This window comes from Bombilactobacillus bombi (assembly GCF_003522965.1).
Taxonomy (GTDB): Bacteria; Bacillota; Bacilli; order Lactobacillales; family Lactobacillaceae; genus Bombilactobacillus; species Bombilactobacillus bombi.
On record NZ_CP031513.1, the window covers coordinates 292,569 to 312,111 of the forward strand.

At 31.5% G+C, this 19,543-nt stretch carries 13 protein-coding genes and 1 other annotated feature; of the genes, 10 read left to right on the forward strand and 3 right to left on the reverse strand.

The genetic code is table 11. From position 1 onward, the window contains the following. The first annotated feature begins 36 nt into the window (after positions 1-36). Positions 37-1,236 carry a methionine adenosyltransferase gene (gene metK / locus DS830_RS01625; RefSeq protein WP_240366811.1) on the forward strand — a complete coding sequence of 400 codons (1,200 nt, stop codon included), beginning with the start codon at positions 37-39 and terminating at the stop codon, positions 1,234-1,236. A gap of 10 nt (positions 1,237-1,246) precedes the next feature. Beyond that, positions 1,247-2,728: an MDR family MFS transporter gene (locus DS830_RS01630; RefSeq protein ID WP_162887471.1), complete on the forward strand. Its 1,482-nt coding sequence runs from the start codon at positions 1,247-1,249 to the stop codon at positions 2,726-2,728. Here the strand turns inward: DS830_RS01630 and DS830_RS01635 are convergent. Continuing rightward, positions 2,682-3,293 (reverse strand): phosphatase PAP2 family protein, encoded by a 612-nt coding sequence (locus tag DS830_RS01635; RefSeq protein ID WP_118908002.1) that lies wholly within the window; start codon positions 3,291-3,293, stop codon positions 2,682-2,684. The two genes, DS830_RS01630 and DS830_RS01635, sit on opposite strands and share 47 nt — an antisense overlap. An 81-nt stretch (positions 3,294-3,374) precedes the next feature. Between DS830_RS01635 and DS830_RS01640 the strand changes: the two genes are divergently transcribed. The 5 genes from DS830_RS01640 to DS830_RS01660 all read left to right on the forward strand — a co-directional run bounded on the left by DS830_RS01640 (position 3,375) and on the right by DS830_RS01660 (position 13,718). Then, on the forward strand, positions 3,375-4,490 hold the full coding sequence (locus DS830_RS01640) for a glucosaminidase domain-containing protein (protein WP_240366812.1): 1,116 nt from the start codon (positions 3,375-3,377) through the stop codon (positions 4,488-4,490). A 43-nt stretch (positions 4,491-4,533) separates the two neighbouring features. Continuing rightward, positions 4,534-4,736 (forward strand) — a binding site (T-box leader). Between the two features lie 38 nt (positions 4,737-4,774). After that, entirely contained in the window at positions 4,775-7,195 is a 2,421-nt protein-coding gene (leuS, locus tag DS830_RS01645) for a leucine--tRNA ligase (RefSeq protein WP_118908003.1), read from the forward strand. 32 nt (positions 7,196-7,227) lie between these two features. Next, positions 7,228-8,892, forward strand: coding sequence for a putative polysaccharide biosynthesis protein (locus DS830_RS01650; RefSeq protein WP_118901036.1), 1,665 nt, complete (start codon positions 7,228-7,230; stop codon positions 8,890-8,892). A 259-nt stretch (positions 8,893-9,151) separates the two neighbouring features. Beyond that, positions 9,152-10,438: a sigma-70 family RNA polymerase sigma factor gene (locus tag DS830_RS01655; RefSeq protein ID WP_118908004.1), complete on the forward strand. Its 1,287-nt coding sequence runs from the start codon at positions 9,152-9,154 to the stop codon at positions 10,436-10,438. Beyond that, complete coding sequence (locus DS830_RS01660; protein ID WP_118908005.1) at positions 10,425-13,718, forward strand: DEAD/DEAH box helicase; 3,294 nt, start codon at positions 10,425-10,427, stop codon at positions 13,716-13,718. Before DS830_RS01655 ends, DS830_RS01660 begins: the two co-directional genes overlap by 14 nt. Before the next feature lie 213 nt (positions 13,719-13,931). Here the strand turns inward: DS830_RS01660 and DS830_RS01665 are convergent, their stop codons facing one another. Together DS830_RS01665 and DS830_RS01670 are read right to left on the reverse strand one after the other, a co-directional pair. Further along, positions 13,932-14,165: a helix-turn-helix domain-containing protein gene (locus DS830_RS01665; protein ID WP_118908006.1), complete on the reverse strand. Its 234-nt coding sequence runs from the start codon at positions 14,163-14,165 to the stop codon at positions 13,932-13,934. A 130-nt stretch (positions 14,166-14,295) separates the two neighbouring features. Continuing rightward, positions 14,296-14,553, reverse strand: a complete 258-nt coding sequence (locus DS830_RS01670) for a helix-turn-helix domain-containing protein (protein WP_338024780.1) — start codon at positions 14,551-14,553, stop codon at positions 14,296-14,298. 171 nt (positions 14,554-14,724) lie between these two features. Between DS830_RS01670 and DS830_RS01675 the strand changes: the two genes are divergently transcribed. From DS830_RS01675 to brxC, 3 genes are read left to right on the forward strand one after another with little or no spacing between them, the layout of a single operon-like run. Beyond that, positions 14,725-15,324, forward strand: coding sequence for a DUF1819 family protein (locus DS830_RS01675; protein WP_118908008.1), 600 nt, complete (start codon positions 14,725-14,727; stop codon positions 15,322-15,324). Between the two features lie 2 nt (positions 15,325-15,326). Next, entirely contained in the window at positions 15,327-15,902 is a 576-nt protein-coding gene (locus tag DS830_RS01680; RefSeq protein ID WP_240366814.1) for a DUF1788 domain-containing protein, read from the forward strand. 13 nt (positions 15,903-15,915) lie between these two features. Next, on the forward strand, positions 15,916-19,536 hold the full coding sequence (gene brxC, locus DS830_RS01685; RefSeq protein ID WP_118908009.1) for a BREX system P-loop protein BrxC: 3,621 nt from the start codon (positions 15,916-15,918) through the stop codon (positions 19,534-19,536). Positions 19,537-19,543: the final 7 nt, after the last annotated feature.

A 19,543-nucleotide genomic window follows, 5' to 3' on the forward strand; every position in this document is an offset into this window, starting at 1 on the left:
GGTCTACCTGTAACCGAATTAAGGGGGAAATATATTTTGGAAAAAGAAAGACATTTTTTTACATCGGAATCTGTATCGGAAGGACATCCTGACAAGATAGCTGATCAAATCAGTGATGCCATTTTAGATGCCATTATTGCTAAGGATAAAGACGCACGAGTTGCTTGTGAAACTACTGTAACCACAGGATTAGTACTCGTAGCAGGTGAAATTACAACCAGCGCTTATGTGGATATCCAAGGGATTGTGCGGAATACTGTTCGGCGAATTGGTTATACAAATTCTGATTATGGTTTTGATGCTGATACTTGTGCAGTGATTGTGGCATTGGACCAACAATCACCAGATATTGCCCAAGGAGTTGACGATGCTTTAGAAAAGCGAGAAGGCCAAACTGATCAAGATCCTTACGATCAAATTGGTGCTGGAGATCAAGGGTTAATGTTTGGTTATGCAACGAATGAAACTGCAGAGTACATGCCTTTACCAATCGTGTTAGCTCATAAGTTGACTCATCAAGTAACGCGAGTTCGCAAAAATAACACTTTGAATTATTTGCGTCCTGATTCTAAAGCACAAGTAACAGTTGAATATGATGATGATGGCAAACCTCTAAGGGTAGATACTGTAGTTTTAAGTACCCAACATAATCCAGAAGTACAATTAAAAGATTTAAAGCACGATATTATTGAACAAGTAATTAAAAAAGTGATTCCAGCTACTTTATTGGATGATCAAACCAAATTTTTAATTAATCCTACAGGCCGGTTTGTTCTAGGTGGACCTAGCAGTGATACAGGTTTGACCGGCAGAAAAATCATTGTCGATACTTATGGTGGTTTTGCTCATCATGGTGGAGGAGCTTTTTCAGGAAAAGATGCTACTAAGGTTGACCGTTCTGCTAGTTATGCAGCACGCTACGTTGCCAAAAATATTGTAGCCGCTGGAATTGCTGATCAAATTGAAATTCAATTAGCTTATGCAATTGGGGTTGCTCGTCCCGTATCTATTGATGTTAATACTTTTGGCAGTAGTAAGTATCATGATGAGCAGATAGTCGCTGCAATTCGAAAGGTATTCGATTTGAGACCAGCCGGGATTATTGCAATGTTAGATTTAAAACGTCCAATTTATGAACAAACAGCTGCTTATGGACATTTTGGACGGACTGATATTGATTTACCTTGGGAAAAATTGGATAAGGTCCAAGAGTTGCAACAAATTATAAAGGAGTAATTGAACGCTTGTGAAAAAAACAAATGTAAAATTAGTAACAGTTGCTGTTTTTATTGCAACTTTTATGACAGCAATTGAGGGAACGATTGTCTCAACGGCAATGCCCACCATTATCGGGGATTTACACGGTTTAAGTTTAATGAACTGGGTGTTTTCAATTTATTTATTGATGAGTGCTGTGACGACACCAATTTATGGCAAATTATCTGATCGCTATGGACGCAAATTATTGTTAAACATCGGTTTAGTAATTTTTGTCGTTGGTTCGTTCCTTTGTGGCATATCACATACAATGCTGCAGCTAATTTTCTTTCGTATTCTACAAGGGTTAGGTGCAGGAGCTATTCAACCATTAACATATACTGTATTAGCAGATATTTATCCAATTGAAAAAAGAGCTAATATGATTGGTTTAAATGGCTCTTCTTGGGGAATAGCTTCGATTGTGGCACCGTTATTAGGTGGTTTTATCGTTGACAAATTGAGTTGGCATTGGGTTTTTGCAATTAATATTCCGTTTGGTTTGTTAACTATTATTTTAGTGCAGTTCTTTTTACATGAAGATATTAAACCACAGCACCATGCCATTGATTATCAAGGTATTGTGTTATTAACATTGTCCTTAGTATTTTTGATGTTAGGTTTACAAAATCTTAACAATGCACATACCTTTGTTTGGAGTTTAGTTTTATTAGTATTAGCCGTGATTTCTTTGATAATCCTAGTTAAAGTGGAACGGCACCAAGAAGATCCCGTTTTACCAATTCATTTATTCACCAATCGAGCATTTGTAATTCAAAATGCAACTTTGTTATTGATTTCTGGATTTTTAATTGGTTTTGAGGCTTATTTGCCAATCTGGATGCAGAGTGTGCTTGGCCTTTCGCCATTATTAGGGGGATTTGCCGTAACTCCTAGTTCGGTTATTTGGCTGGTTGGGTCTTATGTTTCTGGAAAAATGATTATCAAATACCCACCACATCGATTGACAACAATTGCGTTATTATTTTTGCTCACTGGTTGTATCTTTTATCTATTATTACCTTTAAAAACAGCCTTTTATGTTTTCTTATTAATTTCTGCAATTTATGGTTTTGGCTTTGGTTTAGCTGTCACAACTTCCACAGTAACTTCGCAAAGCGTGGTTTCTCCTGAAGAAGTTGGTACTGCAACGAGTTTCAATACCCTAGCGCGGAGCTTGGGTCAAACATTGATGGTTTCAATATTTGGGATTGTAATGAACTTAAAATTAGTCCAAGGTGTTCAAAACACGCCAGGATTAACATTTAACATGGTTAATAAGATGATTAATCCGTCAACTGCCGGTTTGGTTCCAGCCAAATATTTACAACCGGCTCGCCAAATAGTCTTTTCCGGTTTACACAGTATTTATATAGTTGGATTTATCATTTTGCTATGTGCATTTATTATTAATCTCTTTGATGCTAAGAATCAGAAGTTATTGATTGATTATCAAAAACAAGATATTTAAAAAGTAAGGTGTTAGCACTAGCTAGTATTGTTCCAGCAAGTACGTCACTAGGAAAGTGAACTTGAAGGACAATACGACTAAGAATCACTAAAATAGCGATTAAGTCTAATAGATAAAGACTTAATCGTTTTTTGGTGTTTTGTTTAATAATTATTTGTAAAGCTAATATAAAAGTTGTAATAGCAACGGCATGTCCACTAGGAAAACTGTAACCACCAACAGTTACTAAATGCGGTAAAGTTGGTCGAGGACGTTGAAATAAATATTTAAAATAATGATTACCAATCGTATTAATTAAGACGATAGTAATTAAAAACCAGCGTTGGCGGCTGTGCAGAATTAATCCGCAGATAAAACTGAGGATTACAGTCATTATTGGCATTCCTAAGTTAGTAATAATTTTAAAGAAAGATAAATAAAGATTATTAGGCGCATGTAACAATTGGAAGAAAAAATTATCAAATTGTTGAGTAATTTGTAAATGTAAAACGACAGCTATTGCAATGACAATGAAGCTTAAATATAAAGCGCCAATTTTTAAAATTTTGTTTACGTTTTGGTTCATTTAGGTAAAACTCCTTGTTTTATTTAGTGATAGTTAGTAGTATAAATAATAAGAGATAAATTGGATTTGGAGATTTTATAATTGAATTGTAAAAGTTTTTTGATGAGAAAGCAAAATAACCATAAAAATATGAAGCATAAGTTTATTTACCAGTTATCAATGGTTAGTGTTAGTTTATTGACGGCTGGAGTTATCTGGCAAGGTAACATCAATTCGGCCGCTGCTGAGAATAATGTGTCAATGACTATTAGTGTAGATAATGCTGATAATCCTGAAAATATTATTACTTCTAATGGTTATGGTGACCAAACATTCTTGAATTATTTAGGTCTTTCCGCTCAAAGGCTGGCTAATAATAATGATTTATACGCTTCGGTAATGATTGCTCAAGCTTTATTAGAAAGTGGTTGGGGAACTAGTGGTTTAGCGCAAGCTCCTAATTATAATTTATTTGGTGTTAAGGGTAATTATCAAGGACAATCGGTTGATTTTAGCACTCAAGAAGATGATGGAACCGGGAATCTGTTTTCAATTAATTCTGGTTTTCGGCGTTATCCATCATATAAAGAATCACTAGAAGATTATGTACGTGTATTACGTTCTAATGAGCAATTATACGGACCAGTTTGGAAAAGCAACGCAAAAACTTATCAAGATGCTACTAGAGCTTTGACTGGACATTATGCAACCGACACAACTTATGATCAGAAGTTAAACAGTATGATTGAAAAGTATGACTTGACTCGCTTTGATCAGGCACCAGAAGTTAATAGTCCAGTTAGCGCTAATGATATCGTAGTAAATAAAGTTAACTGGGTAGTTAATCAAGCACAAACTTTAGTCACTTCAAAAAATGCTTATCAAAAACAACAAGCACCAATTATTATTTTGAATCATTATAACCATCCAATTGTGCAGGCTAGCTTAAGTCAACCACAAGAAGAAACTGTCATGCCAACGCCGGCTCATGATGAAATTGCCGAAGAAATTAACTTTAATAAAGAAATTACTCAGGCTGCAGTTAAACCTTCTAATTCAATAGTAAAAAGTTATAGCAATATAGCTCCAAAACAAAAAGTTATACCTGTTAAAAAAGCAACCGCAGTTACGTCAAAGGCCGAACCATCAGTTCCAGTCGATAAAAGTAATTTGCCACAATCAGAAAATGAAGAAAATTCAATTTCAGAGTTGAAATAATGAGCCTAGTTATTCTATAATACTAGTTATTATTAATTATATTTAATAAACAAAGCGAGAAACTAGTAGTTAACGTTAAATTGGCAGAGAGTGGAAGATTGGTGTGATTCCATAATTTGATGTTGATGAACTCATTCTCAAGTTTAAGTATTGAATAAAGTAGGTATTTACGGGGTATCGTTAATTACATAAGCGTTGCATTTTCAATGCAAAACTTAGGTGGTACCGCGGTCATTCGTCCTATTGCAAAGAAGCAATAGGACTTTTTTTATAAGGAGGATTATATGAGCTATAACCATAATGTAATTGAAAAAAAGTGGCAGGCCTATTGGAAAGAACACCAGACCTTTAAGACCACAACCGACAAAAATAAAAAGAAGTTTTACGTTTTAGACATGTTTCCCTATCCATCTGGTAAAGGGCTACATGTCGGTCATCCAGAAGGATATACCGCAACTGACATTATTGCCCGCATGAAAAGAATGCAAGGCTTCAATGTCTTGCATCCGATGGGCTGGGATGCTTTTGGTTTACCAGCAGAACAATATGCCATCAAAACTGGTAATAACCCACGGGACTTTACTCAAAAAAATATTAATACTTTTAAAAAACAAATTAATTCTTTAGGATTTTCCTATGATTGGGACCGTGAAGTTAATACAACAGATCCCAGCTACTATAAATGGACGCAATGGATTTTTGAGCAGTTGTATAAAAAGGGCTTAGCTTATGAAGCTGAAATTCCAGTTAATTGGAGTCCAGATTTAGGCACTGTGGTTGCTAATGAAGAAATTATTGATGGTAAAACTGAACGTGGCGGTTTTCCAGTTTATCGCAAACCAATGCGGCAATGGATGTTAAAAATAACTGCTTATGCGGATCGATTAATTGATGATTTGGATTTATTAGATTGGCCTGAAAGTATTAAAGATATGCAACGCAACTGGATTGGACGCTCTATTGGGGCGGAAGTAACTTTTGCTATAGCTGGAACAGATTTAACCTTTGATATTTTTACAACACGTCCAGATACAATTTTCGGTGCTACTTACATGGTTATGGCACCAGATAAAGAATTAGTGGCCCAAATTACTACACCAGAACAAAAAGCAGCTGTCGAAGATTATCAAGCACAAACAGCACGCAAGAGTGATTTAGACCGGACGGACCTAAATACCGAAAAAACCGGTGTCTTTACTGGAGCTTATGCTATTAATCCTGTTAATGGTCAACAGGTACCAATTTGGATTTCTGATTATGTATTAGCAACATATGGAACAGGAGCTATTATGGCTGTTCCTGCTCATGATCAACGGGATTATGACTTTGCTCAAAAATTCCAATTGCCAATTGTTCCAGTAATTGCAGGTGGCAATGTGGACGAAGCTGCTTATACAGGAGACGGGAAGCATATTAATTCAGGTTTTTTAAATGACTTAGACAAAGAGCAAGCCATTGCCAAAATAGTTGCCTGGTTAGAAGAACATCAAGTCGGTCAAAAGAAAGTCAACTATCGCCTGCGTGATTGGGTCTTTTCACGGCAAAGATATTGGGGAGAACCTATTCCAGTTATTCATTGGGAAGATGGGGAAACAACACTAGTACCAGAGGATGAACTACCGTTAGAGTTACCAGCAGAAGCAGATATCAAGCCTTCTGGTAGTGTTGAAAGTCCTTTAGCTAATTTGACTGATTGGGTGAACGTTGTTGACAAAAATGGCCGCAAGGGCCGGCGAGAAACTAATACTATGCCTCAATGGGCAGGTAGTTCTTGGTATTATTTACGTTATGTGGATCCGCATAATCAAAATGCAATTGCTGATTTTGACAAACTTAAAGAATGGTTACCAGTAGACTTATATATTGGTGGCGCCGAACATGCTGTTTTACATTTGTTATATGCTCGTTTTTGGCACAAATTCTTATACGATATTGGTGTAGTCCCAACTGTCGAACCTTTTCAAAAGTTATTTAATCAAGGGATGATTTTAGGTGAAAATCACGAAAAAATGTCCAAGTCTAAAGGTAATGTGGTTAATCCTGATGATGTAGTTGCCGAATATGGTGCTGACACTTTACGCGTTTATGAAATGTTTATGGGACCACTAGATGCCTCAATTTCTTGGAGTGAAGATGGTTTAGCAGGTTCATATCGTTTCTTAGAAAGAGTTTGGCGCTTGTACATCAATAATGATGATGATAATACTTTGCGCACTGATTTTATTTTGGATCAAGACAATCCGGAATTGAAAAAAGTTTATAACGAAACTGTTAAGGCTGTCACAGAACGTTATGAGAAGTTACAGTTCAATACCGCCATTTCACAAATGATGGTCTTTTGTAATACTGTTCAAAAGGCTAAATTCTTCCCTAGAGCATATGCAGAAGGATTAGTGAAATTGTTAGCACCTGTTGCACCCCATATGATGGAAGAATTGTGGCAAAAGTTAGGACATCAAGAATCAATCACTTATGCTAATTGGCCAACATATCAAGCAGCTGACTTAGTCGAACAAGACGTTGCTGTAATCTTTCAAGTTAATGGCAAATTGCGTGATAAAGTAACTGTTCCTCTAAATACTGATAAAGCGCAACTGCAAAAAATGGCAGAAAATAATGAGCGTGTACAAAAATTTATTGGTGATAAAAAGATTGTCAAAGTAATTGTTGTTCCTAACAAAATTGTTAATATTGTAGTAAAATAAGAGCTTCGATATCATTCAGAGAGGACGATTCAATGGATAATGATACTCAAACATCCATTACTTCTGAGTCTAATTCGCAAAGTAAAGCGTCTTTGATTAAAGGCTCAGCATGGATGACAGCTGGGAGTATTTTTTCAAGAATTCTCGGTGCAATCTATGTTATTCCTTGGAATAATTGGTTTGGCTCCTTATTAACTGCCAAGTTAGCTAATTCGCTCTTTGGTAAGGGCTACAATATTTATAGTTTGTTTTTGATTATTTCGACTGCGGGGATCCCGGGAGCAATTTCGAAGCAAATTGCCCATTATAATGCAATTAATGAATATGCTACGGGTAATAAACTGTTTAAACAAGGATTAAAGATTATGGCCATTACAGGAGTAATAACAGCTGCTGTTATGTACTTCGGTGCTCCCGTTTTAGCAGTGATATTATCTGGTGGCGATCAAAATGTAGTGCCTGTTTTACGAGCTTTATCTTGGGCGTTGTTAATTATTCCCATTATGAGTATCGTACGAGGATATTTCCAAGGCTACGAACAAATGGCGCCGTCAGCTATTTCTCAGTTTATTGAACAAGTGGCTCGAGTAATTTATATTTTGGCCGCAACGTATTTTATTATGAAAGTTCAAAAGGGAAGCTATATTAATGCAGTAGCTCAGTCTACTTTTGCTGCTTTTATTGGTGCTATTTTTGGCCTGGGAATTTTGATTATTTATTTTATCAAACAATTACCACGTCTACGTAAATTATCGCAAGGCAGCAATAATGAAGTTGATACTAGTGGGCAAAATTTCTTTGTAGAAATTTGGAGTCAAGCACTGCCATTTATTATTTTAGATTCTGGGATTATTTTATTTCAGATTTTTGATCAGCAAACTTTTAATTTCATGATGAACACAGTGCAACATTTGTCGACAGATACTTTGAATGCACTATATGCGCTGTTTAGCTTTAATACAAATAAAATTATTATGATTATTGTTTCATTGTCGACTGCTTTGGCAGTTACTGCCGTACCATTGTTATCTGCTGCCTATTCACGGCATGATGCTAAGGATGTGAATGAACAAATTGGCAGTACTTTGCAGCTATTTTTCTTGGTGATGATTCCTTCGGCCTTAGGGATGTATGCAGTAGCTAAGCCGTTATATATTTTGTTTTATCGCTATGATCAATTAGGAATTTATATCTTGCAATTCAATTCTATTATTGCCATTTTGTTAGCCTTGTTCACGGTATTATCGGCTATTTTGCAAGGCCTTTATCAAAATGGGCTAGCTATTAAGTACTTTTTAGTGGGGTTTGGAGTCAAGATTATCGCCCAATACCCATGTATTTATTTCTTTCATACTTTTGGGCCATTGCTGGCTACAGGTATCGGAATGTTAGTCACTTCAATTTTGATGTTTCGCTTATTACAGACTAAATTTGGCTTTGATATCAATCAAACAATTCGGCGAACCTTTGGTATCTTACTGTTATCAGTATTTATGCTAGTTGTAGTAATATTAATTGATTGGATAGGATATCACTTTATTTCACCAGATAACCGGATTTTATCGGTAGCGTTGTTGGTTGTTGAAGTTATTGTGGGTGCTTTGATTTATAGTTATTTAATCTTAAAAGTACGTATTGCGGAAAAGATTGTCGGACCAAAAATTGCTACATTGCGTCGCAAACTTCATATTAAATAAATAAAAAGTCCTGAAATTTGACAATTAGTCAAGTTTTAGGACTTTTTTGGTGTTATCATTTTTTATATTAAATTTAATAAATAGTAATTTTCAATCTCGAAAAATTAGGTACTATTAATCTGTATCTAATAAAGGTTTGAATTGCCAATCAATAAATTGTTAGCTAAACTATAATTATATTGCAATATTTAGTTTTTATTTAAATTAATAAGATAACAAGTTATTTAAATATATAAATTACTTGTTACAGGAGGTTGCAATGAGTGATAACTTATCCCTAATTATAGATTATATAAATAATAACTTTAGATTTGGAGGAAGATTAAATATTGATAAAATTTATGATTTGATTAACGAATATCCAATTTCTAATATTGAAGAAAAACTTGTATGGAAAGAATTAGACTCACTAAATATAAGAGTTATTGATTATTCTTTATCTTTCAAAGAAATATTTTCTACTTTAAGAGAAATTATTAATTCTAATAGAGAAATTAATGAAATTGATTTATTAAATTGGTTTAAAAAGGAAAAAATTAATTCAGAAACTAAAACACAGATTCGTCAAATTTTAAAATCTTCTGGTTATACGATAGTTGTTAATAGAGATAGCGAAAAAATTAATAAAGACTTTGATTTTTTAGATGATTTAGACTCAGAAAACTTGGATGACATACTTAGTAGCGAATCATTTAAAAAAGAAAAATCAGGATTAAGGGATGTGATAGATAAGAAATATAATTTAGAATATTTATCAAATTACCAATCAAATGATAAAAATAGTCAAAATCAAATGGAAGCACTAGATAATCTTGTAAGAGCAAATAAAAGACTTGTATCTAAAGTTGCAATGAGATATAAAAAATTTTCAACTTCATCTTTTGATTTTAATGATATGTGCCAAATTGGTGTGGAAGGACTTATAAAAGCGGCTAAAAAATTTGATTTAAGTAGGGAAAATCAGTTTTCAACTTATGCAGTGTATTGGATTAAACAACAAATTATAAGAGGTATAAATAATTTTGGTAATACTATTAGATTACCCGTTCATATGATAGAAAAGATTAATAAATATACATTAGTAGAAAATGAATTTTGGAGAGAAAATGGTCGATTAGGATCATCAGAAGAATTAGCTGAATTGCTTGGTATATCAACAAAAGAGTTATATGATCTAAAAAAATATAGAAATTTATTTAATGTTATGAGTTTAGAAAAGCCTATTAATAATGATGGTGATAGTGTTTTAATTGAATTTATTCCAGATAATAATAACTATTGTTCACCTGAAATATATGTAGACAAAGAAGAACTTAAAAGTGAAATTAAGGCATTGTTTAAAGAACAATTATCTGATAAAGAATCTAAAATATTAGATTTACGCTTTGGTATAACTGATGGTAAAAAATATACACTTGAAGAAATTGGGAAAATTCAGAGAATAAGCAGAGAAAGAGTTAGACAAATTCAAAATAAGGCTATCAAAAAATTACAAAATCCTATAGTATTAGAAAGGCTAGAAAATTTCTATTATGATAAAAGATAAAATTGAAAAAATAATAAAAGAGAATGGAAAGTCTATTATCGTATTAAAGGGATTCGATACAAGCAAACTTCCATCGAATAATAAATATTTTTCTTTTAATATTAATAATTATGACGAAGTAAATTTAAAAATTATTAGCAATCAAGTGGTAGATGAAATCATTGATAAAAGAACTTTTGATGATGATTATAACTGGATGACTATTGAAGAATATCAATTGTTTAAAAATCAAGAATCAATAAATAAAATGCCAATTATTGTTCTTGAGAATAACTTATATGATAAACAATTTCCATATATGCAAACGCTATCTAATATAGAAAATATTTATCAATACTTATATTATCAAGAAGATAACGAACTAGAGCCAGAGCAAAAAAAATTATTAGAAAATATCTCTTTTTTTTATGGTAAAATTGATTATTCTAAACAAAGTGGAAATTATTATGTTACTTATCCAGAAATAAGAAGTGATATAAAATCTTATAAATATTATGAAGATATACCAGTTATTGTGGACTATTCTAAAAAATCTCCAAAAGAAAATGCAGAAAGCATTGAACTCTCAGATGATGAAATTCCGTTTTTAGATATGGAAAAGAGACTTCTTCAAGATAACAATAGTTCAAATATAATTTTTACTTTCTCTGGAGATCCACAGACTTTACCCAATAACTATTTAGAACGTTTGAACATTCTAAAAAAATTAACACAAGCACATTTTTTCTTTAAAACTCTTTCAATTAAAAGAGAAGTTATTGCAAATGAACAAAATTATTTAAAAATTTTAAATGATGTGTATGGTTATAATGAATTTCGTGAAATTTATTTTTATAAAGATATAGAAAACCATTCTAAAGATACTATTAAAATTTCGCAAGCACAAATTATCGATGATATAGTAAAGCAAGCAGAACAAGCAATGGATGGAGAAGCATTTCATGATGTTTATATAACTGCATCTACTGGCGCTGGTAAATCTATAATGTTTCAAATACCTGCTTTGTATCTAGCACAAAAATATAAGAATGATAAACCCCTAACTTTGGTAATCTCACCTTTAATAGGTTTAATGAATGATCAAGTTAATGATATGAAAAATAAAGGTGTGTATACTTCAGCAACAATTAATGGTAATACACCCCCTTTTGAAAAAGAAAAAATTTTAGAAAAAGTGCAAAGCCAAGAAGTAGATGTATTATATTTATCACCAGAAACATTACAAGCTCGTAGTAATATTAAAACTATTATTGGTAATAGAAATATTGGCGTAGTTATTGTTGATGAAGCCCATATTGTTACAACATGGGGAAAATCCTTCAGAGCTGATTATTGGTATCTAGGCATATATCTGGCTAAATTAAGAAAAGAGTACAGTTTTCCAATTGTGACCTTTACAGCAACTGCAATTTATGGTGGCAAAGAAGATATGTATTTAGACACAAGAAATAGTTTGAATATGATAAGTCCTATTTCGTATTTTGGTAAGGTCAGACGAGATGATATATTAATGAATGTTCAAAGTAGTGATAAGTACTTAAACGTAGAAGGCAGAGATTATAGAAAAACAAAAAATGCCCTTGCTTTAAAGCATCTAAAGTATGCAACAAAGAACAAACAAAAGTCATTGCTTTATTTTCCAACAGTAAAATTGTTAATTGATTTTTATAATTTTATTGATCTGAATGAACCAGCTATAGCTCAAAAAACAGGTAAATACTATGGTACTTTACAAAAAGAAGAAAAAGACGAAGTATTATCAAAATATAAAACAGGAGAATTACAATTTGTTTTAGCAACTAAAGCTTTTGGAATGGGAATTGATATTCCAGATATCACTAATGTTTATCATTACGCTCCAACTGGAAGTGTTGTAGATTATATTCAAGAGATTGGCCGTGCTGCACGTGAGAAAGATAAAATTCCTTATGGATTTGGGATGATTGATTTTCTTTCTAAGGATATGAATGAAGTTAAACAACTTCATGGTATGTCTGCTATTAGAAAATCACAAATTATTGAGGTAATGAGAAAAGTATTATCTATTTATAAAGAAAAGGGAAATAATCGTAATCTAATTATTAGTCCTGAAGATTTTAAATATATTTTTGTACAAAATAAACAAGATGAAAACTCATTGGATAATAAAGTTAAAACTGTACTATTAATGATAGAAAAAGATTTTTCATCACCAAATAAGCTTGGATATTCTCCTTTTGTAGCTAGACCACGAAGCGTATTTGGTAATGATTTAATATTTGTTACTTCAGAACTAGAAGAAAAGTTTATTAAGTCTCGTTTGGAAAGATATTTTTATAAAAAGTTTGATTTAACAAGTAAAACATATTCAGCTGTCTATCAAGTTAATCTGAGTGGGATTTGGGAAAAGTATTATAAAAGAATGTCATTTCCTAGTTTTAAATTTGCATTGTTTAATCAAGAGGAACGTGACAAATTACAACATAAAAATTTATTTGAAAAATTTATATATGCTTCAGGTGTTGAAACTATTTTAAACAATAATAATTCAATCGATAATATATTGTCCCAATACCATATTATATTAGATTCCTTTGAAAACTTTGTAAATGATAAAAAAATAACTGGTAATGAATTTACTATTATTGAATTGGGAAATTACTTTATGCGTTCATTAAAAATATCTGATAAATTTGAAGCTAGAGCATTTGCACAAACAATTGTTAATTCTGCATTTGAGTTTGGAAAAATTAAAGAAATGAAATTTATATCTGAGCGTCCTAATAGTAATGTTGATAAACCCAAATATAAAATTTATCAAGATTGTGATATTTTTACTAAATTTATTATTAGAACAATTACTTCCATTCTTAAACCAACTGATAATTATCTTCAAAAAAGTGATGAAATATTCACCTTTTATTTTAGATCTCATGGAGATGATATTGATGCCAGAATAGCCGCTTTAGGTATTGGAGAAGCTCGAAAATTATTAAATTATCAAGTGATTGGTGGTAATAATCCACAAATATATTTACGAATGAACTCAATTTATCCACTTGAGAAGGCTATTAAACAAGGTGATTTTTATCAAAATAGTATTTTACAAGATGTTCAAAACAAACATTATACTAGTGTAGAGATGTTGAAGTATCTATTTACAAAAAAACAATCCGAGACAACTCCTAAAGAAAGAATATTAAATTATTCAAATTGGTTTTGGGATGTTATTGAAGATTACTTTATGGGTATACTTCCTAATAAAGTTAAGTATAACCTCAGTGATAGAATAAAAAGCTAACATATATTTAAGATTTACAAAAAGTCTAGAACTAAACCTTACAAAAAAAGATTTATAATAAATTTATTTTAATTTTTATGTTTTTAAATCTACATTAATAAATCACATTTAGCATATATGTTTTATTTTAAATAAATAGTTATTATACAAAAATTAAATAATACTTGTATAATAGCTATTTTTATGTCTAATTAAGTTTTTTACCAACCTTTTTCATTTCTCAACCTCATTATATGGTGAAAAATCAAAGAATTCGACAACTGAAATTCCTAATCCAGAACAAAGTTGGCGTAGAGTATCAGCTTTGGGTACACCGGTAGGTCGATTAATTAATGAAGCAATTGTTGATTGACTGACTCCTGATAAAGTGGCTAAACGATTAATTGTCAAATTTCTTTCACTTAACAATTTATATAGACGATTAATTATTAATTCATGATCATTCATAGTAATACTCCTAAAAAATGCGCTCTTTAGTGTTAATTACCATAAATATTATCTTTAAATTTTATGGAAGACTTTTGATTTGTCTTTAAAAAATAACGTTAAATAATTAAACTCAAATTTACATTAGATTCTATTTTTGAATTTCATTATATAGTGGAAAATCAAAAAATTCCGTAACGGATATATTTAGACCATAACAGATAGCTCTAACAGTCGAAATTGTTGGACTTTTGATGGAATCATCAAAAAGATTATTAACAGTAGATTGCGATAAATTTGATAAAGTTGCTATTCGATTGATAGTCAAATCTCTTTTTTGAAGATAATCAATTAGCCGTTGATTAATTAGTTGTGCATAAGATACACTCCTAAGTAAAATTAGTAAGATCGTATAATATTACAACAAATAATAAAATAATTTTGTAGAACTGTTTTGCCTTTAGTTATTTTAAGAGTTTTATATATTTTTTAGCTTGTAAAATAAAAGATTGATGGACAAGCTGAAGTTTAGTGGGCTACAATCTAAATAGCCGCATAAAATTATAAATGGGGTAATTTAATGAAATATTACAATGCTGGTATTGTTTCTCAAAGTTTATGGTATGAAGAATTTAATCTGTATCTTAATTATTTAAACCAAGGCAAAACTTACTCAGAAGTCAAAAATTTGAGTGATCAAAAAAATATTTTTCAAGCTAGCTCTACAAACCGTGCACAAAGAATGTCACGGGCTTTAACTAATAGAATTATTGCTATTCCACAAGAAGTTCGAGAGATTTATTTTCAACTAGATGTCACTAATCAAAAATTAGTTGATTTCTTAGGAATTATGCTAACTAATCGATTATTACGAGAATTTATGTATGAAGTATATCGAGATGAATTAATTCTAGGTGATCGTAAATTAGAAGATGCTGAAATTCAAGCTTTTTTAACGCGTAAACAAGAAGAAAATGCTCAAGTAGCTTCTTGGCAAGAGGCAACTATCCATCATCTGAAATCTACTATTAAATCTCTTTTGAGAGAAACAGGATTAGTAAAGAAGAATCAACGAAAGAATTCTGATGACGTGACGCCGATAATGCTAGATATCTTCTTAATTCAGTCATTAAAAGCAGCACATTTGGACTATGAATTAAGTACATTGGAGGGATCTTAATAGTGGAAAAAAGAGAAACTTTAGAAGAAAAATTTCAACGTTTAGAAAAAAAAATTTCTCAAGCCAGTTTTCAAAATAATGCTGGCTTATCTAATGAAGTAGGCTATTATATTTTTGCCTATAATCCACATGAAGAAATGCAAGTCCGCGAAAGAATAAATTATTTACAAGCCAATCCTATTGGCAATCTTAACATTCAAGTTTTTAATATTTTTGATATTGTGCTTGATTATATCAATCAATTTCATTATCAAAAACCATTGATGCAGATGGAATTAGCACACGGGTTGACAGAAGTAATAGTGCAAATTAATAATATTTTGGAAATGGATGAAGATAATAATATTATTGTGCAATATATTAACAATCACTTAGCTGATAGTAAATCTGTTATCTTTTTGACGGGCATTGGTCAAATTTATCCAATTTTGAGAGCTCATAAAATTTTGAATACTATGACTCAAATTATTGATGAATATCCAGTAGTTATGTTTTATCCTGGCAGTTATGATGGATTGAGTCTTAAGGCTTTTGGGAAAGTTGAAGATAGTAATTATTATCGAGCATTTAGTATTTAAGGAGAAAATAAAAATGATAATTAAAGATATATTCAAAAAATCCATTGATCGAGATATTAAAGGTGTTGTTAAAGTTGGTCAAATTCAAGATGATATCAAAAAACAAGAGTTAGAAGAATATGTTGTAACCAAAGAATTACAACAACATTTTGCTAGTTTTTTTGATGCTTATCAAAAAAGTATTGATGGTAATACAGACAATATGGGCGTATGGATTGATGGATTCTTCGGTTCTGGTAAATCGCACTTTTTGAAAATTTTATCTTATCTTTTAGGTAATGAACAAGTTGCTGGAAAATCAGCTTTAGATTACTTTAAAGAAGACAACAAAATAGTTGATTCTTTTGTCTTGGGACAAATGGAACAAGCAGCACAAATACCCACAGATGTGATCTTATTTAATATTGATTCTAAAGCAGATGCTAATGCTGGCAAAGATCATAACGCTATTTTAAATGTTTTTGTTAGTGTTTTTAATGAGATGCGTGGTTATTCGACAAAGAGTCCATATATTGCAGATTTAGAAGAAGACTTAGAGAAAAAGGACTTATATCAACAATTTCAAAGTAAGTTTGCAGAATTATCTGGTATGGATTGGTCAATAGGTGTTAATCATTATAGCTTTCAAATTGCAACAATTAAACAAGCATTAGTGGAAATTAACTATATGAATGAAGAAAATGCTCAAGGATACATAAACTTGTTAAGTACACCTTATGAAATTACCATTGAAGAATTTGCTCAAAAAGTTAATCAATATATTCAAGAGCAAGGTAATAATCACCATGTTGTCTTTTTGGCTGATGAAGTTGGACAATTCATTGGTGATGATGTTAATCGGATGTTGAACTTACAAACGATTGTTGAAGAATTAGGTGCCCAAACGCATGGTAAAGCTTGGGTTATTGTGACTTCCCAACAAGCAATTGATCAAGTTACTGATAACATTAATGGTCAAGATTTTTCGAAAATTCAAGGGCGCTTTAAAACGCGGATTTCTATGAGTTCAGCTAATGTTGATGAAGTTATTAAAAAAAGAATTCTGCAAAAAAATGATAATAGTACTCAACGCTTAGAAGAGCTTTATACTGATAATCGTCATAGCATTAATAATAAAATTGACTTTGATTCTGGTATCAAACGCCCTAAATATGATTCACCAGAAAGTTTCGCAGTGAATTATCCTTTTGTGCCTTATCAATTTAATTTATTACAAGATGTTTTAAATGCTATTCGTTTACATGGATCAGATGGAAAGCATTTGTCAGAAGGGGAGCGTTCCATGCTGGCAACATTCCAAGAAGCTGCTCAAGCCTATGAAAATCAGGAAGTTGGAGCTTTGGTTCCGTTTAGTTTATTTTTTGAAGGTTTGGCACAATTTTTAGACCATAATCATACTTTAACAATTAACCGTGCTCAAGAAGATAATATTATTAATCCTAATCATGAGCAAAATCCCTTTGCAGTTCAGATTTTAAAAACACTTTTCATGGTGAAGTATGTGGATGGCTTTGACGCAACACCTTATAATCTGACAACATTATTGCTCGATTCAATCGATTCTGATCGTCAAGATTTAGAAATCAAAATTAAGCAAGCTTTAAGAGATTTAGAAAGTCAAAATTATATTCTGAAAAATTTAAATGCCTATGAATTTTTAACAGATGCTGAACAAGATGTTAATAATGAAATTAAAAATGAAGAAGTGAGCGATTCAGAAGTTTCTAAAATATTGGGAGCAAGTTATTTGTTTGTTGACCAAATTATTACTAGCAAATTTACTTATCCTAAATTAAAAGGACGATATATCTTTGGCTTTAATCGAAATATCGATGATATTCCCATTGGTGCTAGCAACCGGGAACTAACAATTCAAGTATATTCACCTTTAAGTATTCAATACAATCAACAGGAAGCAGAATTACGTCGGATTTCACTTTCACCTGAAGAACCTAAAATTGTTATTGACTTACCTGATGATAATGAATACTTGCGTTATATACATCGAGCTGAACAAATTAGTAAATTTTTGCGAAAAAATAATGCTGGAAATACTGATGAACGAAGACAACAAATTATTATTGGAAAATCTCAAGAACGTAGTCAATTATTAGACTCAGTCAAGAGCTTAATAGCTAATGCTTTGGAAGATAGCAATATCTATGTAAACGGGGAGAAATTAGACCATAATAAGGATTTTGCCAATACCTTAGCACAAGCTCAGCAAATGTTAATTGATGATACTTATCGCCAATTGTCTTATATTACTGCTGCTAAAAGTGAAAGAGATATCTTACATCTATTTGATGCACAAGAAATGGTTCAAGATAATGACAATGAACAAGCAATCAAAACTGTTTTATCAAAAATTACAGAAATGGTCGGAATTCAGGGGAAAGTTTCTTTAAGAAGTGTTATTAGTAAATTTGAAAAAATTCCTTATCATTATACTGCTGAAGATATTGAGTGGATTTTGGCTAAATGTTTTGCAGCAGGTGACCTGCGAGTAGAAATGAATGGTGAGAAATTAACCTTATCGAAGGCACAAGCAGATAAGCAAGTTGCCGTGGTATATTTTACGAAGAAGCAATATCTAGATAAATTAACATTCCAACCAAAAAAAGAAATTCCCCTTAAGCAAATTAAGGCTGCAAAAGAATTCGCGGCTGATATTTTAGATAAAAGGTTTGTTGTAAGCAGTAAAGATGATCCAGAAAAAATTATAAATAGCTTAACTCCAGAGATTAATAATAAAATTGTTGAATTAAATAGTTATCTTAATCAAAAACAAATGCCGGGTGATCAGTATTTACAGACTGGAGTTAATTTGTTGACTAAGCTGCAACAGGCAATTGCACAGGATATTTTTTATGAGCAAATTCCAGGGATGTTGGAGCAATTGTATGATTGGAAGGATGATATGGAAGACCATGGTATTACAGACTTCTATCATAATGAAAACAGTCAAGACATTTGGAAAAAAGTTCAGCGAGATTTAGATAAGTATGAATTAATAAAAATTGGAGTTAACGATGATAGTGAGTTACAAGCAGTTGTGGAAGAAGAAAAGAAGTTATCTAACCAAGATAATTTAAGAGATAATTTACCCAAACTTAATTTATTACACAAAAACTTTATTGAACAATTTAGTAAAATGGCAGATGAAAAGCTCAAAGATTTTCAGCAATTTTGTTTTGCACAACAACAAAACTTAGAAGCACAAGTACGAGAAGCTACTTTGGATTCTGATGTAAAAAGTAAATTAGAAGAAAAAATTGCTTTTGAAATAAATCAAAAACAAAAAGAGGTAGAAGATAAATCCTATAAAGATTTGAACATAATTGTGTGGGGAAGTGAAGCAATTAGAAATATTAGTAAAAAACTGCACCAAGAGATTCAAGTCAAAGTGCAAGAGTACGAACTAACTCCTACTTCAGGTCCAAACGGTACAGGCTCTAACAATAATGAGAGTAAGGGAGTATCTACTTTAACTACAGTCTCACTAACACAAGTATTAGGTAATAAAAAAATAAAAATCACTAATGAAGCAGATATTGATAATTTAATAAATAATTTAAAAAATAAGTTAATAACTGAATTAAAAAATAATGACCAATTAAATATTACACCTTAAATAAAGG